This window comes from Aeromonas sp. BIGb0445 (assembly GCF_024809075.1).
Classification (GTDB): domain Bacteria; phylum Pseudomonadota; class Gammaproteobacteria; order Enterobacterales; family Aeromonadaceae; genus Aeromonas; species Aeromonas rivuli.
In genome coordinates this window covers 1-21,561 of sequence record NZ_JANUES010000016.1, presented here as the reverse complement: position 1 = coordinate 21,561, position 21,561 = coordinate 1, and the positions used below count along the sequence as shown (strand labels likewise).

27 protein-coding genes and 1 pseudogene are annotated in these 21,561 nt (G+C 58.0%); 13 read left to right on the top strand and 15 right to left on the bottom strand.

The genetic code is table 11. The annotated features are described in order from the left end of the window. Positions 1 to 8: 8 nt before the first annotated feature. From deoA to amt, 9 genes are all read right to left on the bottom strand, one after another. The gene (deoA, locus tag M2367_RS19015; RefSeq protein ID WP_259237897.1) at positions 9 to 1,340 is read right to left on the bottom strand and encodes a thymidine phosphorylase; all 1,332 of its coding nucleotides are present in this window, start codon (positions 1,338 to 1,340) and stop codon (positions 9 to 11) included. A 106-nt stretch (positions 1,341 to 1,446) separates the two neighbouring features. Next, a complete protein-coding gene (gene deoC, locus M2367_RS19010; RefSeq protein WP_259237893.1) occupies positions 1,447 to 2,220 on the bottom strand; it encodes a deoxyribose-phosphate aldolase in 774 nt (257 codons plus the stop codon). Between the two features lie 387 nt (positions 2,221 to 2,607). Continuing rightward, positions 2,608 to 2,778 (bottom strand): XapX domain-containing protein, encoded by a 171-nt coding sequence (locus tag M2367_RS19005; protein ID WP_042041623.1) that lies wholly within the window; start codon positions 2,776 to 2,778, stop codon positions 2,608 to 2,610. Between the two features lie 121 nt (positions 2,779 to 2,899). Further along, the gene (locus M2367_RS19000) at positions 2,900 to 4,174 is read right to left on the bottom strand and encodes a NupC/NupG family nucleoside CNT transporter (RefSeq protein ID WP_042041624.1); all 1,275 of its coding nucleotides are present in this window, start codon (positions 4,172 to 4,174) and stop codon (positions 2,900 to 2,902) included. A gap of 225 nt (positions 4,175 to 4,399) precedes the next feature. Beyond that, positions 4,400 to 5,173 carry a TatD family hydrolase gene (locus M2367_RS18995; protein ID WP_259237890.1) on the bottom strand — a complete coding sequence of 258 codons (774 nt, stop codon included), beginning with the start codon at positions 5,171 to 5,173 and terminating at the stop codon, positions 4,400 to 4,402. A gap of 171 nt (positions 5,174 to 5,344) precedes the next feature. Next, positions 5,345 to 5,503: a hypothetical protein gene (locus M2367_RS18990; protein ID WP_259237887.1), complete on the bottom strand. Its 159-nt coding sequence runs from the start codon at positions 5,501 to 5,503 to the stop codon at positions 5,345 to 5,347. A gap of 78 nt (positions 5,504 to 5,581) precedes the next feature. Next, positions 5,582 to 6,094 (bottom strand): GNAT family N-acetyltransferase, encoded by a 513-nt coding sequence (locus M2367_RS18985; protein ID WP_259237886.1) that lies wholly within the window; start codon positions 6,092 to 6,094, stop codon positions 5,582 to 5,584. Between the two features lie 189 nt (positions 6,095 to 6,283). Further along, positions 6,284 to 7,633 (bottom strand): 23S rRNA (uracil(1939)-C(5))-methyltransferase RlmD, encoded by a 1,350-nt coding sequence (gene rlmD / locus M2367_RS18980; RefSeq protein ID WP_259237884.1) that lies wholly within the window; start codon positions 7,631 to 7,633, stop codon positions 6,284 to 6,286. 270 nt (positions 7,634 to 7,903) lie between these two features. After that, a complete protein-coding gene (gene amt / locus M2367_RS18975; protein WP_042041629.1) occupies positions 7,904 to 9,322 on the bottom strand; it encodes an ammonium transporter in 1,419 nt (472 codons plus the stop codon). 547 nt (positions 9,323 to 9,869) lie between these two features. Between amt and M2367_RS18970 the strand changes: the two genes are divergently transcribed. Continuing rightward, the gene (locus M2367_RS18970) at positions 9,870 to 10,103 is read left to right on the top strand and encodes a hypothetical protein (protein ID WP_259237882.1); all 234 of its coding nucleotides are present in this window, start codon (positions 9,870 to 9,872) and stop codon (positions 10,101 to 10,103) included. Positions 10,104 to 10,136: 33 nt separating this feature from the next. Here the strand turns inward: M2367_RS18970 and M2367_RS18965 are convergent, their stop codons facing one another. The 3 genes from M2367_RS18965 to M2367_RS18955 are packed head-to-tail and all read right to left on the bottom strand — an operon-like array spanning position 10,137 to position 12,744. Next, positions 10,137 to 11,198 (bottom strand): tyrosine-type recombinase/integrase, encoded by a 1,062-nt coding sequence (locus M2367_RS18965; protein ID WP_259237881.1) that lies wholly within the window; start codon positions 11,196 to 11,198, stop codon positions 10,137 to 10,139. After that, entirely contained in the window at positions 11,179 to 12,018 is an 840-nt protein-coding gene (locus M2367_RS18960) for a hypothetical protein (protein ID WP_259237880.1), read from the bottom strand. The genes M2367_RS18965 and M2367_RS18960 overlap by 20 nt, the downstream gene beginning before the upstream one ends. A 9-nt stretch (positions 12,019 to 12,027) precedes the next feature. Further along, positions 12,028 to 12,744, bottom strand: a complete 717-nt coding sequence (locus M2367_RS18955) for an XRE family transcriptional regulator (protein ID WP_259237879.1) — start codon at positions 12,742 to 12,744, stop codon at positions 12,028 to 12,030. A gap of 147 nt (positions 12,745 to 12,891) precedes the next feature. Here M2367_RS18955 and M2367_RS18950 point away from each other — a divergent pair, with 147 nt between their 5' ends. The 12 genes from M2367_RS18950 (at position 12,892) to M2367_RS18895 (ending at position 19,679) form a co-directional block, all read left to right on the top strand. Beyond that, positions 12,892 to 13,107 (top strand): hypothetical protein, encoded by a 216-nt coding sequence (locus M2367_RS18950; RefSeq protein WP_259237876.1) that lies wholly within the window; start codon positions 12,892 to 12,894, stop codon positions 13,105 to 13,107. A 29-nt stretch (positions 13,108 to 13,136) separates the two neighbouring features. Further along, positions 13,137 to 13,646, top strand: a complete 510-nt coding sequence (locus M2367_RS18945) for a phage regulatory CII family protein (protein WP_259237874.1) — start codon at positions 13,137 to 13,139, stop codon at positions 13,644 to 13,646. 10 nt (positions 13,647 to 13,656) lie between these two features. Beyond that, entirely contained in the window at positions 13,657 to 14,085 is a 429-nt protein-coding gene (locus M2367_RS18940) for a hypothetical protein (protein ID WP_259237873.1), read from the top strand. Between the two features lie 65 nt (positions 14,086 to 14,150). After that, positions 14,151 to 14,336: a hypothetical protein gene (locus tag M2367_RS18935; RefSeq protein WP_259237871.1), complete on the top strand. Its 186-nt coding sequence runs from the start codon at positions 14,151 to 14,153 to the stop codon at positions 14,334 to 14,336. A gap of 2 nt (positions 14,337 to 14,338) precedes the next feature. Beyond that, the gene (locus M2367_RS18930; RefSeq protein ID WP_259237869.1) at positions 14,339 to 14,608 is read left to right on the top strand and encodes a DNA-binding transcriptional regulator; all 270 of its coding nucleotides are present in this window, start codon (positions 14,339 to 14,341) and stop codon (positions 14,606 to 14,608) included. 2 nt (positions 14,609 to 14,610) lie between these two features. Further along, the gene (locus M2367_RS18925) at positions 14,611 to 14,784 is read left to right on the top strand and encodes a hypothetical protein (RefSeq protein ID WP_259237866.1); all 174 of its coding nucleotides are present in this window, start codon (positions 14,611 to 14,613) and stop codon (positions 14,782 to 14,784) included. Continuing rightward, on the top strand, positions 14,781 to 14,975 hold the full coding sequence (locus M2367_RS18920; protein WP_259236787.1) for a hypothetical protein: 195 nt from the start codon (positions 14,781 to 14,783) through the stop codon (positions 14,973 to 14,975). The genes M2367_RS18925 and M2367_RS18920 overlap by 4 nt, the downstream gene beginning before the upstream one ends. After that, the gene (locus M2367_RS18915) at positions 14,975 to 15,433 is read left to right on the top strand and encodes a hypothetical protein (RefSeq protein WP_259237865.1); all 459 of its coding nucleotides are present in this window, start codon (positions 14,975 to 14,977) and stop codon (positions 15,431 to 15,433) included. Before M2367_RS18920 ends, M2367_RS18915 begins: the two co-directional genes overlap by 1 nt. After that, a complete protein-coding gene (locus M2367_RS18910; RefSeq protein WP_259237864.1) occupies positions 15,430 to 15,687 on the top strand; it encodes a hypothetical protein in 258 nt (85 codons plus the stop codon). The genes M2367_RS18915 and M2367_RS18910 overlap by 4 nt, the downstream gene beginning before the upstream one ends. Continuing rightward, positions 15,684 to 17,996: a replication endonuclease gene (locus M2367_RS18905; RefSeq protein ID WP_259237863.1), complete on the top strand. Its 2,313-nt coding sequence runs from the start codon at positions 15,684 to 15,686 to the stop codon at positions 17,994 to 17,996. Before M2367_RS18910 ends, M2367_RS18905 begins: the two co-directional genes overlap by 4 nt. Beyond that, a complete protein-coding gene (locus tag M2367_RS18900; protein WP_259237860.1) occupies positions 17,993 to 18,493 on the top strand; it encodes a hypothetical protein in 501 nt (166 codons plus the stop codon). Before M2367_RS18905 ends, M2367_RS18900 begins: the two co-directional genes overlap by 4 nt. 181 nt (positions 18,494 to 18,674) lie before the next feature. Continuing rightward, positions 18,675 to 19,679 carry an Abi family protein gene (locus tag M2367_RS18895; protein WP_259237857.1) on the top strand — a complete coding sequence of 335 codons (1,005 nt, stop codon included), beginning with the start codon at positions 18,675 to 18,677 and terminating at the stop codon, positions 19,677 to 19,679. An 87-nt stretch (positions 19,680 to 19,766) separates the two neighbouring features. Here M2367_RS18895 and M2367_RS18890 read toward each other — a convergent pair whose 3' ends face one another. From M2367_RS18890 to M2367_RS18880, 3 genes and pseudogenes are all read right to left on the bottom strand, one after another. Further along, positions 19,767 to 20,018 (bottom strand): ogr/Delta-like zinc finger family protein, encoded by a 252-nt coding sequence (locus tag M2367_RS18890; protein WP_259237856.1) that lies wholly within the window; start codon positions 20,016 to 20,018, stop codon positions 19,767 to 19,769. A gap of 59 nt (positions 20,019 to 20,077) precedes the next feature. Next, a complete protein-coding gene (locus tag M2367_RS18885) occupies positions 20,078 to 21,094 on the bottom strand; it encodes a phage portal protein (protein WP_259237855.1) in 1,017 nt (338 codons plus the stop codon). Further along, positions 21,091 to 21,561 (bottom strand): annotated as a pseudogene (locus tag M2367_RS18880) (terminase); the annotation flags it as partial. The gene M2367_RS18885 and the pseudogene M2367_RS18880, both read right to left, overlap by 4 nt.

Sequence of the window (21,561 nt, the reverse complement as noted above, 5' to 3'; positions counted from 1 at the left end):
TCCCCCTGTTACAAATCGGCCAGACCGATGCGACGGTAAACCTCGGGCAGTGCCTCTGGCTGGGTGTCGCCGATCTTGATGGCAGCCTGCACCATGCGGGCAGCCTCGGCAAATTGAGCTTCTGTTTGAGCGTGGATCAGGGCAAGCGGCTTGTCAGCCTCGATGCGCTGCCCCAGGCGGATAAAGTCGGTCAGACCAACCGCATAGTCGAGCTTGTCACCGGCGGCGCGGCGACCACCGCCCATGGCGACCACGGCCAGACCCAGTTCACGGGTATCCATGGCGGTCACGAAACCGCTCTGCGCCGCATACACGGGGCGTACGATGCCAGCCTTGGGCAGGTAGCTGTCGTAACGCTCCATGAAGTCCGCCGGACCACCGAGGCCGGTCACCATGCGACCGAAGATCTCGGCGGCCTTGCCGTTGTCCAACACCGCCTGCAGCTTGGCACGGGCGTCTTGCTCGTCGCTCGCAAGCTTGGCGGAGATCAGCATCTCGGCACAGAGCGCCATGGTCACTTCGTGGATGCGCGGGTTGCGGTACTCACCGGTCAGGTAGCGCACCGCCTCGCGCACTTCCACCCCATTGCCTGCACTGGAGGCCAGCACCTGGTTCATGTCGGTCAGCAGGGCGGAGGTGCGGCAACCGGCACCGTTGGCCACGGCCACTATGCTTTTTGCCAGTTCCTCAGATGCCTCAAACGTCGGCATGAAGGCGCCTGAACCCACCTTGACGTCCATCACCAGCGCTTCGAGCCCGGAGGCGAGCTTCTTGGAGAGGATGGAGCCGGTGATCATGGCGATGGATTCGACGGTGGCCGTGATGTCACGCACCGCGTAGATGCGCTTGTCGGCCGGGGCCAGATCGCCGGTCTGGCCGATGATAGCCACACCCGCCTCTTTCACCACTTTCAGGAAGCGATCGTTGTCGACCGAGGTCTGGTAGCCGGGAATGGCATCCAGCTTGTCCAGAGTACCACCGGTATGACCCAGACCGCGGCCGGAGATCATCGGCACGAAGCCACCGCAGGCGGCGACCATGGGACCCAGCATCAAGGAGACCACATCACCCACGCCACCGGTGGAGTGCTTGTCGACGATGGGGCCACCCAGGTTCAGGCTCTCCCAGTTCAGCACCATGCCGGAGTCGCGCATGGCACAGGTCAGTGCGACCCGCTCGTCCATGGTCATGTCTTTGAAGTAGACCGCCATGGCCAGGGCCGCGATCTGGCCTTCACCGATGCTGTTGTTGGTAATGCCCTGGACGAAGAATTGAATCTCCTGGGTAGTGAGCGCTTCACCGTTGCGCTTCTTGCGAATAATTTCTTGAGGCAAAAACATCTTTCATTCCCTCCGCCATTGCAGGCGTCACATAAGCCGTTATCCCTGCCCGCACATGGCTGGGCAGGGGCATAACAGGGCGAGCCGCGCTCGCCCTTTGTGCAACTTAGTAACCGCTGGTATTGGCAGGCTTGTCGCCATGGCCCAGGGTCGCCAGCAGGCTGGCCAGCAGGCTGGAGGCGCCGAAGCGGAAGGTGCGCGGTGAGACCCACTCCTTGCCCAGGATCTCTTCGGCCATGGCCAGGTACTGACCGGCCACGGCTGCATCTTTTACGCCACCGGCCGGCTTGAAGCCCACCTTCGGGTTCTTGGCCTTGATCACTTCCATCATGATGCGAGCCGCTTCCGGGGTCGCATTGACCGGCACCTTGCCGGTGGAAGTCTTGATGAAGTCGGCACCGGCATCGATGCAGATCTCGGAGGCGCGACGGATCAGCGCTTCTTCTTTCAGCTCGCCGGTCTCGATGATCACTTTCAGCAGCGCCTTGTCACCACAGGCTTCCTTACAAGCTTTGACCAGATCGAAGCCGACCTGTTCATTGCCAGCCATGAAGGCGCGGTAGGGGAACACCACGTCCACCTCATCGGCACCGTAAGCCACGGCGGCGCGGGTCTCGGCCACGGCGATCTCGATGTCGTCGTTGCCATGGGGGAAGTTGGTCACGGTGGCGATGCGCACGTCGGCAGCGCCGATCTCACGCAGGGTCTTGCGTGCGATGGGAATGAAGCGGGGATAGATACAGACGGCGGCGGTGAGGCCGGCCGGAGACTTGGCCTTGCGGCACAGGTCGATCACCTTCTGATCGGTGTCGTCATCGTTCAGGGTGGTCAGGTCCATCAGGTTCAAGGCGCGTTGGGCAGCCAGTTTCAGATCGGTCATGAAATTCTCCAAAGTCTTTGATTGGGCCCCATGAGGCAAACGAGTCAGCTGCGAAGACGCAGTTGGCCGACAGGTTCCACCCAGCATGCGGGCATGGAAATACAGTGCGACTGCACGGGCAATAGACTGTAAATAAGGCAAGAGCCCTGTCACTTTCTTACAAAAGTGCGGACTTGGTTCCATGAAGACTTGAGAAAGGTCATGCACATCAGACCCTGATTCCCAATCAATTCCATTTGACCGCCAACACCCGATCCCATCGGGCATTAGTCAATGCCAGCACCCTGCTGGCAATGCCTATTTCAGCCGAGATACCCCCTGTTTGCAAGCCGGATTTGCCAATTCCAGAGGTATCTCACACCAGGCAAATCCATCACTTTCTCCTTCTCAGGAGAAGAAGCGAGTCAACACCCAAGAGTAGGCGACACCACCAAGGTAGACTCCTACGATACCCATCACCCCGGATAATACCGGTGGTGCCGGGATCGGCAATTTGAGGAAAGAAAACAACAGGCCGACGATGAAGCCGGCAACCATGGCCAGTAACACTTCGTTCATAGAACCTCCGGTTTGACTCACTTCTTGTGATGAGTTTAGGGAGGAAAACGGTTGTCAGCTCCCCAAATGCGAACGCCACAGCATATGCTGTGGCGTTCGGCTTAAGGCTTGTCAGCCGTACTTAGATCGCGGACAGGGCCAGGAAGAAGCCTGCAATGGTTGCAGACATCAGGTTGGACAGGGAACCTGCCAACACGGCTTTCAGACCAAAGCGCGCAATGTCACCACGACGGTTCGGTGCCATGGAACCCAGGCCACCCAGCAAGATAGCCACGGAGGAGAGGTTCGCGAAACCGCACAGGGCGAAGGAGATGATCGCCTTGGTGTGGTCGGACATGGCCACACCATTGATCAGCACTTCATCCTTCAGGTAAGGAGCAAAGTTCAGATAGGCCACGAACTCGTTCACCACCAGCTTCTGACCGATGAAGGAACCGGCGACGGTCGCTTCGCTCCAAGGCACACCAATCAGGAAGGCCAGCGGGGAGAACAACCAGCCCAGCAGCAGTTCCAGAGAGAGCTGAGGATAGCCGAACCAGCCACCGATCCCGGAGAAGATACCGTTGATCATGGCGATCAAGCCGATGAAGGCCAGCAGCATGGCGCCGACGTTCAGGGCCAGTTGCATACCGGAGGAAGCACCGGCTGCGGCGGCATCGATCACGTTGGCTGGCTTGTCATCCAGGTCGCCATCGGCGCTGTTCTCGTCATAGTTCGGGCTCTGGGTCTCAGGCACGATCAACTTGGCGAACAACAGACCACCCGGGGCAGCCATGAAGGAGGCAGCAATCAGGTATTCCATTTTGACGCCCATGGCGGCGTAACCGGCCAGTACGGAACCGGCTACGGAGGCCAGGCCACCACACATGACGGCAAACAGCTCGGAGTCGGTCATCTTGCCGATGAAGGGACGTACCACCAGCGGGGCCTCGGTCTGACCAACGAAAATGTTGGCAGTCGCAGACAGAGATTCAGTACGGGACGTACCCAGCACTTTTTGCAGTCCGCCACCCAGCACCTTGATGACAAGTTGCATGATGCCGAGGTAATAGAGAACGGCAATCAGGGAAGAGAAGAAGATGATGACTGGCAGAACGCGGAAGGCAAATACAAAGCCACCACCACCAAATACTTCAAACATCTTATCGCTGACCAGGCCACCAAACAGGAAATTAATACCATCCTGGCCATAGCTAATGACGCTGGAAACGGCACTGGAGACGCCGACCAGAATATCGCGGCCAACCGGAACATACAGAACGAATGCCCCCAGACCGGCTTGAATAACAAACGCACCTGCCACGGTACGGATGTTGATTGCCTTGCGGTTGCTGGAGAACAGCACCGCGATAAGGATGAGCGTCGCCATCCCTACCAGACCCATGATCAAACTCATTGTTATCTTCCTCGTAGTAGCACCTTCCAACTTGTTAATAAGTTGTGTCCCAAACTTATCAATCAAGGGTGCGCATTATACTAACTGGCTCGCGACAAAGTATAAGGGCGGTCACATTTTGTAAGCATCAAATCGACTAACTGGCGCTAAATTAGACCGCAAACGATTTTTATCCTCGTGCTTTTTCACCCACAAGCATTGCCAGGTTGAATTAATGTTAATGGTTTATTTATGGAGATGAAAACTGCGGGATGTGGATTCACACAACACCCTTGCAACATATTCGACAGGCAAACGTTTTATATTTGCCAATTCATCAAGCACCCTTAATAGAGAGAGTGGCGAATTACGCTCCCCTTGCGCCCCCGACAGTGGCATGTCTGGGGAGTCCGTTTCCAGCAATAGAGACTCAAGCGGCATGGCCGCTACCGCCTCTCTGGTTTTATTGGCCCGCTCATAGGTGATGGTACCGCCAATACCCAACTTGAAACCCAGTTGCCAGAAACGCTCCGCCTGATGCAAAGAGCCGCTGAAGGCATGAATGACCCCTCCCCTGGCCGGCTTGTGACGGCGCAATAGCTTGAGCACATCGTCGTTGGCTCGCACCGAATGGACGATGAGGGGGAGATCCATCCCCATGGCCAACCTGATTTGTGCCTCAAACAGGGCTAACTGCCCCTCCTGGACCAGATGGGATCGCCCATCCAGACCGCACTCCCCTATGGCAACCAGACCCGCCGGTCGTGCAGCGGCCAGGGCAGCTAGCTGCGCCATCACATCCTCTGGCTGATCGGCCACGAAGCATGGGTGCACACCGAGAGCGAAGAAGATGTCGGGCTCGCTCGCCGCCAGCGCCATCACCCGGCGCCAGTTGCCGGCACCGATAGCGGGGATGATGAAGCCCGCCACACCCCGCAGGCGACACTCAGCCAGCAGAGCGGCACGATCCTGATCAAAGTCGGGGAAATCCAGGTGGCAGTGGCTGTCAAACGACCGCATAGAACAGGGCTCGCTATATAAAGAGAAGAAAGGAGACGGGTTACCGACCCAGTGAGGGACGGAACACTCTTAATCTGAGCTTAGCTCGGGGGATCCCCCCGGCCCAGCAGGCCACAAACGCATGACCCCGGGGAGTCGATTAACCGCCACATGCCGTTCAGCCTGGGCCACTCATGGCGCTGACTGCTTTTCAACCGGCAGCGGCTTGGGACAATCGGCTCTGGCCTCCCTGCGCTGAGGCGTACAGCAACGGCGATACTCAGGGGATAAGCCCCAGCGCTGGCTCCAGGCATCGTAACGGGCCAGCCAACGCAACAAGATAGCTTTCATGATCGATTCCTTGTCTCTGTCCACTCTTAACACGCTGTTGCCATGCGCTTAACGCCTGGCGCTCCTAAATAGATGGCGTCATGGCGCGTCTGGCGGCAATAAAAGACCCATGCTGATCTCGTCGACATCGCGATCATCCAGTCGATAGGCGTTGCGCCGAATGCCTTCGTCGATAAAGCCGCATTTGCGATAGAGCCCATGAGCCGCCTCGTTATGGGCCATCACTCCCAACTCCAGCCGGCTGATGCCACAACCTGGCGCGGCGGCGATCAGGGTACGTAGCAAACGCTCACCCCACCCCAGCCCGCGCGCACTCGACCGCAACCCCATCACCACCAGGGCGCAGTGTCGATTGCGCCTCAAGCCGCCTCCGATCATCAGCGCAAATCCCTCCACCTCCCCGTCCAGCACCAGCAGCCACATGGCCTGATTGGGGGCCGCCGCCATGGCCTCGAGCCGCTGGCGCTGCCCCTCGATATCGGATGGGCGCTCCCCCGCCTCGAACAGCATGAAACGGGTCTCCCGATCCAGTTGCTGGAAGAAGTGATCCAGGGCGGCGGCATCTTCCGCCTCGGCCAAACGAATGCTCATCTCAGGCTCCCTGCCCTTTAACCCGCTTGCGAGCGGCCATAAAAAACGACTCCATGTGGAGTCGTTTTTATCAGAGCCATCTGGCTAATTCAAATCATGCCTTGGCCAGCAGGCTCAAGCGTGTGACGGCATCCATCTGCATGGCCCATGGGTGGAACATGTACCGATGGGCTATCAACCCTTCGCCGATCAGCCCTTGGCTGGCAGGCTCAGGCGGGCAACCGCTTCCACGTGCATGGAGTGCGGGAACATGTCCACCGGTTGCACCTCGTCCAGCACGAAGCCCTGCTTGACCAGATAGGCGAGATCCCGGGCCAGGGTCTGCGGGTTGCAGGAGACATACACCAGGCGACGCGGCGCCATGGCGACCAGGGTCTGCAGCACCGCCTTGTCACAACCCTTGCGGGGGGGATCCATCACCACCACATCGGCGCTCACGCCCTGGGCGTGCAGCTCGGGCATCAGCTGCTCGGCCTTGCCCACGTGGAATTCGGTGTGCTCTATGCCGTTCAGGGCGGCGTTGCGACGGGCATCGCTGATGGCGCTCTCCACCGATTCGATGCCGACTACCTTGGCGGCCTTGGCTGCCAGGAACAGGGAGATGGTGCCGATGCCGCAATAGATGTCGAACACAGTCTCGTTGCCGGTCAACTCGCTGTATTCCAGCGCCTTGGAGTAGAGCACATCGGTCTGGCTCGGGTTGTTCTGGAAGAAGGAGAGCGGCGAGATCTCGAACGCGAGCTCGTGGATCTTGTCGCGGATCACCCCTTCCCCCAGCAGCACGCGGTTGCTCGTTCCCAGGATGCGGTTGGTGCGCTCGTCATTGATGTTCTGCACCAGGGTGGTGATGGGCAGATCGCTTAAGATAGCCAGCAGTTCGGCCTCGAAGGGCAGCGCCTCACCCAGGGTCACCAGCACCACCATCAGCTCGCCGCTCTTGAAGCCCTTGCGGGTCATCAGGTTGCGCACGCAGCCGGTGTGGGCCACTTCGTCATAGGCGGCGATATCGTGCGCGCGCATCCAGCCACGCACCCGGGCATTGAGTTCCACGTGCAGGGAGTCCTGCACCGCGCAGTCGTCGGCGGTGATGAGTGTGTGGGAGTGCTTGCGATAGAAACCGATCTCGGCCCCCGCCTCGCTGCCACGCACCGCGTACTGCGCCTTGTTGCGATAGGCGAAGGGGTTGTCCATGCCGAGGATGGGGTTGACCTGGGTAGCAAGCCCGGCCTGATCCAGTGCGCTCTGCACCAGGGATTGCTTCAGCTTGAGCTGGGCCGGATAGGCCAGCGGTCTGACCTGGCAGCCGCCGCACTCGGTATTGGGGCAGAAGTCGGGAACCCTGTCGGCGGAAGCCTGGGTCAGCTCGACCAGCTTGCCGTGCAGATAGTTCGGCTTGACCTCGGTCAACTCGACCAGCGCCTGCTCACCGGGCAGCAGACCCTCGACGAACAGGGGGCGATCGAACAGGCGACCCTTGCCATCCCCTTTGTCGGTCAGTTCCAGAATATCGATCTGATGTTGGTGTCCCACTAACGGCATGAGCGGCTCCGAAGGCATAGAAGAAAGGGTGGAAGCAGGGCTGGCCCGGCTACCCCAAATAAAGGGTGGCAGAGTTTAGCGGAGATCCGGCCAAATTGCAGGCATAAAACGTTGCCATAGCGGAAATAGCTGAGCGGTGAACCGGGCAGATCGCCAGGCATAAAGCAGCGCCATCAGCAAACGCTGGGCCGAGCTGCTGCCCCTTGGCGGCCATAAAAAAGCCGCCGGATAGGACCGGCGGCGGCATGGAGATCCTGTGGCTTGATGTTTTTACTGGCTGTAGGCCTTCTCGCCATGGCTGGTGACATCCAGCCCTTCGCGCTCCGCATCCTCTTTTACCCGCAGCCCGATGGTCATATCCACCAGCTTGTAGGCCAGGAAGGCGACGACACCGGACCAGAGGATGGTCACGCCAACGCCTATGGCCTGGATCTTGACCTGGGTCAGGATGGAGTAATCTGGCGCCACCTGATTGGTGACATAGTCCCATACCCCGGTACCGCCCAGATCCGGGCTGGCGAAGACCCCGGTCAAGAGCGCCCCCAGGATGCCGCACACCCCGTGCAGGCCAAACACATCCAGGCTGTCATCGGCACCCAGCAGTCGCTTGAGACCATGTACACCCCAGAGGCCAGCGACCCCGCTCAGCAACCCCATGATGAGGGCGCCGCCCACACCGACAAAACCGGCGGCCGGGGTGATCACGACGAGTCCGGCAACGGCACCAGAGGCCGCACCCAGCAAGGAGGGACGGCCCTTCATCAGCCACTCGGCCAGGGTCCAGGAGAGCGCCGCCGCCGCCGGGGCCAGCCAGGTGTTGATAAAGGCCAGGGCGGCCGTGCCATTGGCCTCAAGGGCAGAGCCTGCGTTGAAACCAAACCAGCCAAACCAGAGCAGGGAGACCCCGATCATGGTCATGGTGAGGCTATGGGGGGTCATGGCGTCACGGCCATAACCAAGGCGTTTGCCGACCATGAAGGCCCCGACCAACCCGGCCACGGCCGCGTTGATGTGCACCACTGTGCCGCCAGCGAAATCGAGGTCCCCATGCTGGAACAGGTAACCCGCGGTGGCGGTGGCAGCGCTGGCGGCTTCAAGAGTGGTATAAGCGTCAGGACCTGCCCAGTACCACACCATGTGCGCCAGCGGTATGTAGGAGAAGGTGAACCAGAGCACGGAAAACAGCAGCACCGCGGCAAACTTGATGCGCTCGGCGAAGGCCCCCACGATCAGACCGCAGGTGATGGCTGCGAAGGCCCCCTGGAACACGACATAGATGAATTCGCTGATGCCCACTCCCTTGCTGAAGGTGGCAGCGATGGAGTCAGGGGTCACCCCTTTGAGCAGCAGTTTGTCGAAGGAGCCATAGAAGCTGTTGCCCTCGGTGAAGGCGAGCGAGTAGCCATACACCACCCACAGCACACAAATAAGGGAAAACAGGGCAAATACCTGCATCAACACGCTCAACATGTTCTTGCTGCGCACCAATCCACCGTAAAACAGTGCCAGGCCCGGGATCGACATCAGGATCACCAGCGCCGCCGACAGCAGCATCCAGACATTATCCCCTTTGTTGATGGTCATGGCAGCGACTGGGGCTGTGGCCACGACCGCATCCTGTGCCCAGCTTGGGGCGGCCAGCAAGGCGGTCAACGCCAGCGGGCCTGTCATCATGAATCTCTTGAGCATATCGCCATCTCCTTCCCTGTCTTTCCTGCACCGGATCGGTTCGCCTTGCTGATGAACATGTGGATCCGGTGGCTCATATAAAACATACCCGGCCATCCCTTCCATCGCCGTCTTGACTGCTGTGCCCTTATTGGTGCGGCAACATGGCAAGCTGATGGACGGAAGCATAAAACAGGCCAGTTAATAAACTTCTTTACTATCAGTGCATTAAAAAGATAAAGAGAAATACTAGCACCATGATGGTGCGCTGGGCGCGCCAACCCATTCAGGATTGCACCTCGACCGGGCAGCATCCGGGGATGCACTTAAATGGCGCAAGCCTTGGCTACGGGCGCCGGGAGGACCAGGGGAACCCAGTCGCACTGGCTACGAGGGGAAAAGACCAGGCGGGCTTGACGCCCACTCAGCAGCCACGGGGCATGGCTGCGGGGAGGCGGCACTGTCCGCTTGTGACGTGGAGGCTCTGTTGACTGCCGGGGGTTTGTTGACTGCGAAAGAGAGCGCCTCTGGCGTGGTTGCATGGCGTAAGCCAGAAGAGGCATCACAGATGAAGACACAAGATCAAACCTGGCGTCAGGGCAGCCTGCCGCCAGACATCCCGCTGTCGATGCCCATCGCCAGGACCCCGCAACGGGATCCAGAACAACAAAAGGCCATCCGCGAGGATGGCCTTTTGTCACTGAATTCTGGAATGGTGCCCGGGGTCGGACTCGAACCGACACGTCTTGCAACGGCGGATTTTGAATCCGCAAAGCAACCTTATAAATCAATAAGTTACTGATTCATAAGGGTTGGAAAAGTTCAATATCACGCTTTATAAGTCAATGTGGAGCGGCTGGATGGACTGTTTGTGGACATCTTTCAAGGCCGTGATGGGGTTCAGCCGCACGGCATCTTCCAGGTGATCGGGGGCAAAGTGGGCATAGCGCATTGTCATCTTTATATCTGTATGGCCGAGGATACGTTGCAGCACTAGAATGTTGCCGCCATTCATCATGAAGTGACTGGCGAAGGTGTGGCGCAGAACGTGGGTGCTCTGCCCGGATGGCAACGTGATGTTGGCCCGCTTGATAGCTTTCTCAAACTCGGCATAGCAATCGTTGAATAGACGCCCAGGGCGTTTGGGCAGCATGGCCAGTAACCAGGGTGCTACTGGTACTGTCCGGTTTCGTTTTCCCTTGGTACGAGTGAACGTGATCCGACCCAAGCCGACTTGGGAGCGGCTGACTTTTTCGATCTCTGACCAACGGGCCCCAGTAGAAAGACAGAGCATCACTATCAGCCACAGATCCCGCTGCTCCTTGCAGGTATCGAGCAACTGCTCGATCTCATCCTGGGAGAGATAGGCCAGCTCGCTCTCCTGTACCTTGTACTGGCGCAGGTCGGCCAGCGGGTTGCCGCCACTCCACACCCCAAGGCGGGCCAGTTCGTTGAATACCGCCTGCAGATAAAGCTGCTCTCGGTTGATAGTGGTCGGAGTAACCTGCTTGCTTCGACCTGGGATATAGAGATCGCCCGCGAGTCGACGTTCACGATAGGCCGAGAAGTGCTCAGAGGTGAACTCGGTAGCAACCGGGTTATCCAGTGCTTCACATAGCCATATCAACTTATCCCGCCGCCGCGCCCCATCAGCCAACGTCTGACCATGGCGACCAAACCAGAGTCGAACCAGGTCAAGCAGGCGTTGTTGCTCTTGCTGCTCACTATCTGGTTCAGGTTCTTTTAGCCAGGGCTTGTTCGTCAGCTGGTGCCGCTCCCACGCCAACGCCTCCCCCTTGGTCATGAAGGATTTGCGCAGTCGAGGACCGGTCACTCCGTCAGGACGAACGTCTGCCCGCCAGGGCTTGGCTTGCCCATCAATCTTTTTGACTGTCATCACACACCGCCCGGGCTTGCTTGTGAGATGCAATAGCCTGTGCCAACAGATCACGGGCAGACTTCAACGCTACATCATCGCCAGTTCTGGCGGCGGCATAGAGCTGGCCAACAAACGCATAAGTGCGTTGCACCATGCTAGCCGCCTGCCGGATAACCACATCATCATCCATATGGCTGGTGCGAAGGCCGTTCATCGAATCGCTGACCGCAGATATCGCCGGATTAACAGTGCTGAACCGGTACTCTGCGAACTGGTGATAGTCGATCTGCTGGCCATCGAGCAGGCCACCAAAGCGCGCCATCACTCCATCCGTGACCTGGTTCATCTGCTGATAGATATCCTGCTCCAGTCGGCACTGTTCAGTGAGGGAAAGCACCCGCATAGCCTGGGCTGGTTGTTGGACGCTTTGCTCCTTAGCACTCTCTATCGGCGGCATGGGGGCATCAAGCGGAGCAGGCCGGGACAGCCAAGCGCCTGCGCCAGCAGCAAGGAACAACAGCACTACACCAGCCGCTGCTTTGCCTGGGCGAACCTGCGCCCGTTCCTCTTTGCTCATCTTGAGCACGGCCAGCGCATGGCTGATGAACAGCAAGATGCTATGAGCAGCCGCCAGCAAGGCCAACAACACCAGCCCGCCAGACAGCTCGATTTTGCCATCCAGTACCATGCCGAGAATAAAGAACCCGAGGGCTCCATAGAGGCCGATAAAAAACGCATTCAGGCGGCGTGTCTGGCCAAGCAACGCAGGTTTAAACAAACCAGCCACAGTCAGCAACAAACACAAAAGGGCCGCCAAAGCAGCCATCAACGAAAGCATGTGAACTCCTCAGAACTTCTTGCCAGCCCAGACCACCCGACCAACCAGATCCAGTTCGGCCAGCTCGGCTTTGCTCAGGTCACGGGATTTATACAGGGGGTTGTCAGAGATGATGCGCACCCCGCCCAGGTCAAACTGCAGGCGCTTGACGAACAAGCCACCATCGAGACGCAGCACATAGAGGCCATCGCGTGGGGCTTCTCCATTCTTCAAACGCACCAGGATCACATCGCCGTCATTGATAGTCGGCTCCATGCTGTCACCCTTAGCGCGGATGACCACCATCTTGGCCGGGTCAAACCCCTCACGGCGCAACCAGTCAGAGCGGAATGCCATCGGTTCGGCCATCGGCTCATCTGTTATTTGTGAGCCATGCCCAGCGCTGGCCTCAACCTGATATGCGGGGATCGTAGTGAACTCGTCGGTCAATTGAACGCTTTGAGCATAAAAGGCGGGCGAAATTGGCCAATTCGTTCGCGTGCCGCTAGAAGCTTCGTCGATGCCAAACACCAGCCAGTCAAAGGTGACTCCTCCTGCGCGCGCCAAGTTTAAAGCTCGATCAATAGGGGGAATGGTTCCTTCATACAAATAGCGCTTGAGGCCGCTATCGCTCATGTCTGCTCGTCGAGCAAAAGCGCGCAGTGGTTCGTTGCCTATCACCTTATTAAGTCGTTCTGAGAAGGATGACTGATCAAAATCAACCTTAAAAGCTTTCTCCGTAGTCATAAAGCACCTCATAGAACTTTATCAAGCTATTAAACCCCCTACCGCTTGACCTGTTAGCTTTTTAGATCAACAATTCACTTTGTGAGATTGAATTGAAGCTTTAGAGCTATATCGAGCCGTATTGAGCAACGTTTAAGGGGATCTATCATGTCAGAGATTGCACTCAAGATCGACACACCAGTCAAAACCATCGAGCGCTACAGCGCCGATACCGGCATTCCTGTTGGCACCGTTAAGAAGATGATCTCCAACGGTGAGCTGCAGATCATGCCGAAGCCCGGCCCCAAGCATCGCGTCCTGATAAACATGGTCGCGCTCTACCACAAAGCCGCCACCGCAGCCTACCTCCCTGCAACTTCCTGATTACTATGGCACTCCACGGAGCGAGAACCATGTTTATTAGTGGCGACTGCAAACATCCGCACTTCGAATCTGCATGCAGCAGATTCAAATCCAATCACGAAATAAGCGCGATTGCCCCATCTGCTGGTATTGATGCCCAGGTGTTGAGGAACAAGCTCAACCCTGACCAACCGCATCAACTGACGGCAGCTGACCTCATAGCGCTGTATCACGCCACCGAAGGGGACGAAACCCTGTTGGACGGCATGCTGCTGGATTGTGGCCTGACGGCTGTTGCGATCCCTCATGCAGACCGGGCCCCTTCCCTGCCCCATCAGGCCATCGATCTGAACGCCAAGATTGCCAACATAGGCCAGCGGGCGCTGGAGCTGACCGACCGGGGCCGGATCACCCGCTCCGAGCGCAACACTTTGGTGAGCGTGGCCACCTCGGCCATGGGTTCGCTGGCCATCCTGATCCATGACGTCGAAGCCCGCTTCCAGGCAGTACCGGCTCTGGCCTGCGCGTCAGACATCCTGTTGCAAACCATGAGTATGTGAGGAGAGCGAGATGCCATTAACCCCGCAAGAAGAGCAGATCATCCGCAATACAGCTTGGCTGGACCATCTGCATGAACAGTTCGAGATCAGTAAGAAGAGTGTTGGCCGTGAGTGGTCGGCAGTGTCAGTGCGCCAGCGCCGCGCCATCTGCTTCGATGCTCAGCTGCGCCCCTCTACCTATGCCGAAATGACCCTAGAGGAGATGCAGCCAGCAGAGCGAGAAAGCATTCGCCAAAGCGTGATTGCGCTTGGGATGCAGAGCCTGTTCTCAGGTGGGTGTGATGCCATCAGCTGGCAAGCCGCCTTTCGCTGTGCAGCTGATCAGGCCACGCCGGAGAAGAACAAACGTGAACTGCTCTCTGCAGCGCGCCTGCGGCAACAAGCCCGCACCATGCGAAACATCAGTCATGTCCAGGGCCCACGGCCAATCGGGCAATAAAAAAGCCCGCATTAGGAGCGGTAACTCCAAGCGGGCCGGTATCAACAACTCTCAAGGAAGTCGACATGACAACTTTAGCTATCCCCTGCGCCTTGCGCAACCTTCGCATCCAACAACGCAAGCTGGCGGGCCGGTATGGCGCCCGTCTTATCCGAAACCCTGACTGGATTGCAGCCGCCGAGCGCCCCACCGCGTTGGCTTGGGTCTCTCTGTTCAGCCGTATCAATCCCTGCCCTCAACAAGGAGCCTGACCATGAATGCACAACCTACCCAGATCAACCTGCTCAACCACCATGCCGCCAAGCGTCTGCGCCAATTGCGGGAGCGGCTGGCCCTGAGTCGTCCGAAGTTTGCCGATCAGTTGGGGATCCCGCCCACCACACTCAAGAACTACGAGCTGGGATACCGCGAGATTGGTGGCGGCCTGTTCTTGCTGATGGCTCAGCACCCCGAGTTGAAACAGCACACCGACTGGTTGCTGACCGGGCAAGCCCCGGCGACCACCGTCCAAGAGGAGGCATGACCATGGCCGCCATTTTGACTCGTCATACCGTACCCAGCATCGCCGAGGCAAGCGCTTACCTGGTCAAACAGGGATACAGCAACTGCGGCACCACCTGGCTACGTGGCCAGCGCCACTATGCTCGCCTGGAAAACCTCTGCTCTGGCCGCGTTCGCATTGTCGAGGGGGTGGCATGAGCAAAATCTTCCATCCCATCAGCCAGCAGGCGGCCGCAAAAGCAGTCGCCGACCTACCCAAGCAGCTCGCAGCCAGAGCCCACCGCGCTAATGCCTATCGCGGTAACGAAGCCCCGGGCTTGCGGGCTCAAGCCCAACTGCATCAACGCTGGCATCTGCTGTTCATCCGCCTTAACCGGAGGGCTCACTAATGAGCGACGCCATCACCATTGCTCGCCAAGCTCCCAAGCTGGTCGAAGGGCTGCTGGCCGACATGTTCGCCGCCAACGCAGAGGATAACCGCATCAGTCTCGGCGGCGTCTATTCCGGTCAGCAATACATTCAGATCCAGCTGGTTGCCACCAGTAACCCGGCGGCACTGCTGGGTGATGACGGTAACGAGGAGGATGAAGAAAACGTGGGGTCAGCGATGACCCCCGCTAACAACCAACTGACCACCCACTGGCTGGCTGCCCGGGGCGAGTTCATCACTGCCGGTGGTGAGGCCAGAGGAGATCGGGATATTTCCCGGGAGCTGCTGGCACTCGGCGCCGTGCGCTCTGTCTACTGGTTGGCTCTGGGCCAGGGAGAAACTGCACTGGCCCGGGAGATTGGGCAGTGGTGGCAAGAGTGCGCCCCGCTACATGGCCAGGGGGAGCACATCCGATGAACTATCGCCTGCAACAGGAGATGTCTCACCGGCTTCATCGCTGGCAAGACACCCATCGTGAAGACGCAGCCCGGCTGCGCTTCTACCAGCGGGAGTTGGCCAACACGCGCCAACTGCCTGCCCGCCCCCATGCCAGCATCAAGCTGCTGCTACGTCAGTGCGCGGCAGCCCGCAAGATGAAACGTCACGCCGCCAGCACAGTGATTAGCTGCACACGCAACATCAGAGATTTGTCCGGAACGTTCCCCCAATGACCCGCACCATAGCAAAGCTGCCGCTGTCCAAACGGACACTGCGGCAGCGTATCGACACCCTCTCCAACTCCCTGCCCGGCGTCAATCTTGACGCCGCATTCATTGGTGCCCCCGGTCAATATGACCTGGTGTGGGCGGTGCAGCTGCTCGATGGCTTGTCACCTTTACTCACCCAATCGCTGTTCAAGTCATATGTACGTCGCCGCAAGGATGGCTCGGCCAGCAACTGCCGCAGCGCCAACATCTGGCTGCGTGAGCGAACCAAGTGGGTGCGCAGCTTGATCATGGTGATCCCGGTCGATACCCATCACCTCCGTGATGAGGATGGCCGCAAGCGGGTGGCTCATCAGTTTGCCAACCAGACAGCCGCTATCTGGAGCCACGTCGAGCGGCGTATCAAGGATGAGGAAGAACCCGATCTGATGCAGACCTGGGAGGCGATTCGCCAGCCTGCCGATCAGTGGGGGTTTGTCGGTGTGATGCCCAAGTTCAAGACCGACGAGGTGCGTGATAACTGGATCTTGAGCGTGATGGTGCGCCTGCTCTCAGCCAAGTGGTGGGAAAAGCGCATCAACCGCACCTGGGATCGTCTGCAGGAACACATCAACATCCTGCTCGGTAAGGTGCGCAAGGGGGTCTCTGCCTACATCTCGAACGCCACCATGAAAGTGGTGCGTGAGCGCAAGCGGGCCATGATGCGCTGGTTAGCCGAATCGGAAGTGATGAACGAACAGCACGACCTGGTGGTCTCGATGAAGGACTGCTGGGAAGCCAGCACCTCCAACCCGGTCAATCGTCGCAATGAGATGATGACCCGGATGCGTGGCTTTGAGGACTACTCCATCGAAAAGGGCCATGTGGGGGTGTTTTTCACCTGGACGGCACCAAGCCAATTTCATGCCTGGGCACAGAAGCGTAATGGCCGAGCGATTGAAAACAAGCGGTATAAAGGCGCCACTCCGCGAGAGACGTGCGCCTATCTGGCCAAACTGTGGAGCCTGACTCGCGCTGCGCTCAAGCGCAACGATGCCCCTGTCTATGGCTTTCGGGTGTGTGAACCACACCACGACGGGACACCACACTGGCACATGCTGCTCTTTATGCGTCCAAAGGATAGGGCACGGGTGATCGGCATCATGCAGCACTACGCCCTGAGCCATGACCGTGAGGAGCTAGTGAGAACACCAGTCGCGGCCCCCACCTTTACCGATTTTACCCCCCGCTTTGACTGGAAGCTGATCGACCCGGCCAAGGGCGATGCAACCGGCTACATCGCCAAATATATCGCCAAGAACATCGACGGCGCCTATGTGGGTGATGACGAAGAGGCAGGAACCGATGCAGATGTGGGTGCGCAACATGCTTGCGCTTGGGCCAGTTGGTGGGGCATTCGCACCTTCCAACAGATCGGTGGCGCCCCGGTCGGCGTCTGGCGTGAGCTACGCCGCATCAGTAACGCCAAGAAAAATGGTGATCTGGTGGGGCCCCCCAAACCCGTGCTGCAAGACCCTGTCTTTGAGGCCGCCCGCTTTGCTGCGGATAACGGCATCTTTCGCTGCTACCTCCACGCCATGGGGGGAGCCCTGGCCACCCGCATAGAACATCCTATCAAACTGGCCCACCTCATCGAGGAGAAAGCCAACGTTTACGGCGAGGACATCAAACGCCTGATGGGCCTGCACTCAGCTCGCCTTGGTGTGCGTACTCGCCTTACCGGTTGGGAAGTGGTGCCAGCAGGCACCTATGAGGCAGCCAAGGCCGCCGGGGGTTCGTCTTGGGGTGTAGGTGTTCAGTCGGGCGACAGCCCGGCTCCTTGGAGCTCTGACAATAACTGTACGCAGCCAGACGCTGCGGCGTTTGCGGATCAGTTGATGGCAGAGCAATGGGGATTATCGCCCTTCTCCATCGACCGTCTGCGGGCCGGTGCCAGCGTCACGGCAGACGGCTTCACTCTTTGGCTTGAGAACGGCCAGCTGCAGGCGAGCAGAGAGGGCAGGCCCAACGATGCGAGCGCCAGGCAAGAGCAGGAGTGGCAACGGGAAGAGGCGGCTAACCTGCAAGAGCGGCTAACTCACTGGAAATCCAGCATCAAGGCGGGGTTACTCTGCGGAAAAGTCGGCATCGATGAGTGGTTTGACAGCATAGCGGATGCAGATCTGCCGCTGGCCACGCAGACATTGGAGAAAATACTCACGGCTGAGGCCAGAGGAGCACCTGATACCTACGCCAACGATCCACTGTTGCGCAGCCTGGACCAACTTATCGCCGAGTTGCGCACTGACGAACTGACGAGGGAGGAGTACTTTTGAACCACCGACAAGCCACGATCAGCAAGACGGAATACCGAACCCTGGACAATCGCGTCACCTGCCTGCTGGCATGGCCACCCCATGAAATCAGCGCCTGGGTGCAGATGCTGCAGGGTCACCAGCAGCAGATAGCCTGTTCCATCTTGCGCCGCCGTCATCCACGGCCCGCACAACTGAACCTGCTGGCAGCCGGTGAAGAGGTTCCGGATCTGTTTCAGGTCAACCGGCCGACAGTGCCGGTCACCTCTGCCGATGGCCGCCTCTTGACCAAGGTCCATGCTGTACCAGGCCTAACCCCCGTCGTGATCGACGTCGACGGCACCATTCGCTGTGTCAGCTCGGGCCGCACTCTCTGGATAGCACCAGGTAGCCTCATTGACCGAGCAAACCCGGGCGCTGCCGACCAGCGTAATCCACTGTACAAGCCATCGCGGCACCAAGTGGTGGCTGACCATCGTCAAGTCAGAAAAGAGCGGAATGAGACAAACTACGGATAGGGAGTCACTCACGCATGTAAAGCAAGATAACCACAATGAGAAAAGCCACCCTAAGGTGGCTTTTCCATACTAACTTTTGCGCTCAGGTCCGAAGAAGTCTGAGCCTTGATGGGATAAATATATTGTATAGTTGACACCGGTGTCAACTGATCAGCAAAATTTTAATAAATGTGAGGCTTAAGTGATTCTGGAAGACTACATATCGACTGAACGGCTAAGAATCTACACTGATATTCTCAAGCTGAGACCTGACGAAGCACTTGGTGGTTACAACTGGAACAAAGCGCTATGTAGCGCCATGCAACCACTGATGCACTGCCTAGAAGTTACCTTACGTAACAGTATAGACCATGCTGTTCGCTCAAACTCTCATTCAGGGGTATCAGGCTGGCGTACTGATAGCAACTGGATTTTTGACCTTCCACGGTATATGGGAGATCAATCTTTCATTCGCCAGAACAAACGATACAAGAAAGACAGATATGGCAATCTACTGGATGGTAAAGGTGGACGCAGCTTAAACTACGACAGAACAGCATGGGAAGAAGACTCTGTCCGTAAAGTTAGTCAGCGAATCAAAAAAGCAGGAAAAACACCTGACGCAGCCAGGGTTATCTCAGGGCTTGACTTTGGCTTTTGGTCAAACCTGTTAACACCGGCGTATCAAGAGCCCCGTAACAACTCCCTTCTTTGGCCCCATTTGTTACCATATGTTTTCCCAGGCTTGCCTGCTGGGACTGGTCGACATGTGATCGAAAAAAAATTCGAGCGTATTCGTGAGATTCGTAACCGCTTGGCACACCATGAAGCTATCTGGAAGTTTCAATTTGAGGATCCGGCTACAGGAAAGCCTGATTACACAAACCCAGTTTATGGTCTTAGCTCTTCATTGGGATTACTTAAGAGAGCATGGGACGACATGCTAGAAGCGTTGAGCTGGGTTAGTCCCACACGCCACGCTGCGTTTTTGTCTGAAGGACACCACAAGCGATTCGAGACTCTAGCCACGAAACATGGACTACTAAGCTTTATCGGGCGTACACACATACCAAAACGACTCAACGCTCGTCGCAGTGTTAAACATCTTCTTCGCAATTTAGAAAATGGCCACATAATAAGAGTCACGGATAGATCAAGCTCCAGTCGCACCATTGCGATAATCGGCCCAGATTTTATCCGCCTGTAACCTGTGGCTTTCGCTACAGCGAGATTACTCGAATTGTGGAGATGCATATGAGTGGCCTTGTATGCTCATATGCTTCCTCTATGAGTTTTATTGAACCCCAATACCTTTCAATACCATCTGCCGCCCCTCTGGCGTCAGCGACCCCATCAGGCTCAACACCAGCTGGTTTGTGGTCTTGGCCGAGGGGCTCAAGGTGTGGGCGAACGACAAGGTGGCCACCCAGCTGTGGCCACATTCTGCATCTGTGCACTGGCAATAGAGATCGGAGACATCATCGCTCAGCTTGTTGGTCTTGGTTATGCGGCCCCGCTGGCCACACACTTTGCAATAAACCCGCATCACGTCCCCCTTCCCCATAAAAATCAACGTACTATTTTGCCATATCAAACACTGTTTGTTTATACAGTCACGCCCATTGTTTCCCGAAAATCGACCATAAGGGAGCGAGGGAGTCCCGCGCTGTTGATGGCATCCTGGATAAGCTCGCACAACGGCAACACCTCGTTCCTGGCATAGGTGGCGTCGTACTTCTCGGGGTCACCCAAACCACCGCCGCCATTGGTCGGGATGATACCCGCCAGCGCCGCCGGAAACCGGTGGCTGGTCAATACGTCCTGGGCGGTGATCCCCTTGATGGCCGCAAACTCATCCTTGGTCGCTATGTCCCCCACCGGGATCAGCTTGATGCCATCCGGCTTGCCGTCAGGGATGTTCACGAACATGGAGCGGAAGTTCCCCACCCCCTTGCTACTGGCGATCATCTCCTTCATCTCGGCCTCGGTGTCGTCGTCCATGTTCGGGTCGGTGGCGTAGAAGATGAAGCCCATGTGGGCGCCGTTAAGGAAGTATTTGCGCCGAAACAGGGTGGCATCCTGGTTGAGCAGGGCCGACTGCAGGCCTCCCAGGTAATCAGGCATTCCGTAGACCTGCTGCTCGGGGTCGTACTGGGCCAGCCAGATGACATCCTCCGGTTGGTAAATCAGGTTCGGCTTGCCCTGCTGCAGGTAGACAAAGCAGTCATCTTCCCGGCGGCGTAGATAAACACTCGAGAGCGGGTGCAGCCCCACCACCTGGCCAAAACCATTGCGAATTTTAAGCAGCCCCGCATCGCCAAACTGCAGGTAGTTGTGCACGAACGCCGTGATGGTGGCGCGCTGGTTGGTAAAGCGCCCCGCCACCATGTTGCGCCGCGCCATCAGGATGGCCCCGTGGTGGGCATTGGCCCGGGCCACCTTGGCCAGCCCCTTGCGGTCGATGGGTGGCTGGTAATACTCGCCATAGGGGTTGTAGAACACCCCGGTGTAATTGGTCATCCAGGCCGTGGGGTCGATGGCTTCGGGCATGCTGAATGCCACGGCGCCGCGGTTGGATGAGGCGGCCACCTGGGCCTGTGGCTGTTTGCGTTGTTTGGTCATACGGCCTTCTTCTCTTGACTGGTTGCCCAGGTGGATTTGCGTCTGCGGTGGGTATCGAGCGGCTCGTTGGCCACGGCGTGGGCGATGGCAAAGAACACGTCGGCGTGTCCGGTCACGTTGTCGCGCGCCGCGCGGAACGTCATCTGGCCACCACCGGTGGTACTGCGCTTGATGGCCAAGAACGCCAGCGGGATATCCCTGTCCGAGCTGTCCCACTCGATGCGGTTCGCCTCCACTACGTCGATCATCTTGAGTACCAGCCGCGACTTGCTCTCGATGCTGTAGTTGATGGGGTGACACACACCTTTGAAGACTGGCTTCAAGAGGTCATAGACCCCGGCACCGATACCGGACACATCGACCCCCAGATACGTGACCCGAAACTTCTTGGCGATGCGCTCTATCTCCTGGGCCTGAAACTGGAAGTTGAGCCCCCGCCAGTAGTGCTTTTCCAGCACCCGGAACCG

What these genes read in the sequence shown, in the direction of transcription:
- deoA (WP_259237897.1), bottom strand. Translation starts at nt 1,340, where the DNA reads ATGTTTTTGCCTCAAGAAATTATTCGCAAGAAGCGCAACGGTGAAGCG.
- deoC (WP_259237893.1), bottom strand. Translation starts at nt 2,220, where the DNA reads ATGACCGATCTGAAACTGGCTGCCCAACGCGCCTTGAACCTGATGGAC.
- M2367_RS19005 (WP_042041623.1), bottom strand. Translation starts at nt 2,778, where the DNA reads ATGAACGAAGTGTTACTGGCCATGGTTGCCGGCTTCATCGTCGGCCTG.
- M2367_RS19000 (WP_042041624.1), bottom strand. Translation starts at nt 4,174, where the DNA reads ATGAGTTTGATCATGGGTCTGGTAGGGATGGCGACGCTCATCCTTATC.
- M2367_RS18995 (WP_259237890.1), bottom strand. Translation starts at nt 5,173, where the DNA reads ATGCGGTCGTTTGACAGCCACTGCCACCTGGATTTCCCCGACTTTGAT.
- M2367_RS18990 (WP_259237887.1), bottom strand. Translation starts at nt 5,503, where the DNA reads ATGAAAGCTATCTTGTTGCGTTGGCTGGCCCGTTACGATGCCTGGAGC.
- M2367_RS18985 (WP_259237886.1), bottom strand. Translation starts at nt 6,094, where the DNA reads ATGAGCATTCGTTTGGCCGAGGCGGAAGATGCCGCCGCCCTGGATCAC.
- rlmD (WP_259237884.1), bottom strand. Translation starts at nt 7,633, where the DNA reads ATGCCGTTAGTGGGACACCAACATCAGATCGATATTCTGGAACTGACC.
- amt (WP_042041629.1), bottom strand. Translation starts at nt 9,322, where the DNA reads ATGCTCAAGAGATTCATGATGACAGGCCCGCTGGCGTTGACCGCCTTG.
- M2367_RS18970 (WP_259237882.1), top strand. Translation starts at nt 9,870, where the DNA reads ATGAAGACACAAGATCAAACCTGGCGTCAGGGCAGCCTGCCGCCAGAC.
- M2367_RS18965 (WP_259237881.1), bottom strand. Translation starts at nt 11,198, where the DNA reads ATGACAGTCAAAAAGATTGATGGGCAAGCCAAGCCCTGGCGGGCAGAC.
- M2367_RS18960 (WP_259237880.1), bottom strand. Translation starts at nt 12,018, where the DNA reads ATGCTTTCGTTGATGGCTGCTTTGGCGGCCCTTTTGTGTTTGTTGCTG.
- M2367_RS18955 (WP_259237879.1), bottom strand. Translation starts at nt 12,744, where the DNA reads ATGACTACGGAGAAAGCTTTTAAGGTTGATTTTGATCAGTCATCCTTC.
- M2367_RS18950 (WP_259237876.1), top strand. Translation starts at nt 12,892, where the DNA reads ATGTCAGAGATTGCACTCAAGATCGACACACCAGTCAAAACCATCGAG.
- M2367_RS18945 (WP_259237874.1), top strand. Translation starts at nt 13,137, where the DNA reads ATGTTTATTAGTGGCGACTGCAAACATCCGCACTTCGAATCTGCATGC.
- M2367_RS18940 (WP_259237873.1), top strand. Translation starts at nt 13,657, where the DNA reads ATGCCATTAACCCCGCAAGAAGAGCAGATCATCCGCAATACAGCTTGG.
- M2367_RS18935 (WP_259237871.1), top strand. Translation starts at nt 14,151, where the DNA reads ATGACAACTTTAGCTATCCCCTGCGCCTTGCGCAACCTTCGCATCCAA.
- M2367_RS18930 (WP_259237869.1), top strand. Translation starts at nt 14,339, where the DNA reads ATGAATGCACAACCTACCCAGATCAACCTGCTCAACCACCATGCCGCC.
- M2367_RS18925 (WP_259237866.1), top strand. Translation starts at nt 14,611, where the DNA reads ATGGCCGCCATTTTGACTCGTCATACCGTACCCAGCATCGCCGAGGCA.
- M2367_RS18920 (WP_259236787.1), top strand. Translation starts at nt 14,781, where the DNA reads ATGAGCAAAATCTTCCATCCCATCAGCCAGCAGGCGGCCGCAAAAGCA.
- M2367_RS18915 (WP_259237865.1), top strand. Translation starts at nt 14,975, where the DNA reads ATGAGCGACGCCATCACCATTGCTCGCCAAGCTCCCAAGCTGGTCGAA.
- M2367_RS18910 (WP_259237864.1), top strand. Translation starts at nt 15,430, where the DNA reads ATGAACTATCGCCTGCAACAGGAGATGTCTCACCGGCTTCATCGCTGG.
- M2367_RS18905 (WP_259237863.1), top strand. Translation starts at nt 15,684, where the DNA reads ATGACCCGCACCATAGCAAAGCTGCCGCTGTCCAAACGGACACTGCGG.
- M2367_RS18890 (WP_259237856.1), bottom strand. Translation starts at nt 20,018, where the DNA reads ATGCGGGTTTATTGCAAAGTGTGTGGCCAGCGGGGCCGCATAACCAAG.
- M2367_RS18885 (WP_259237855.1), bottom strand. Translation starts at nt 21,094, where the DNA reads ATGACCAAACAACGCAAACAGCCACAGGCCCAGGTGGCCGCCTCATCC.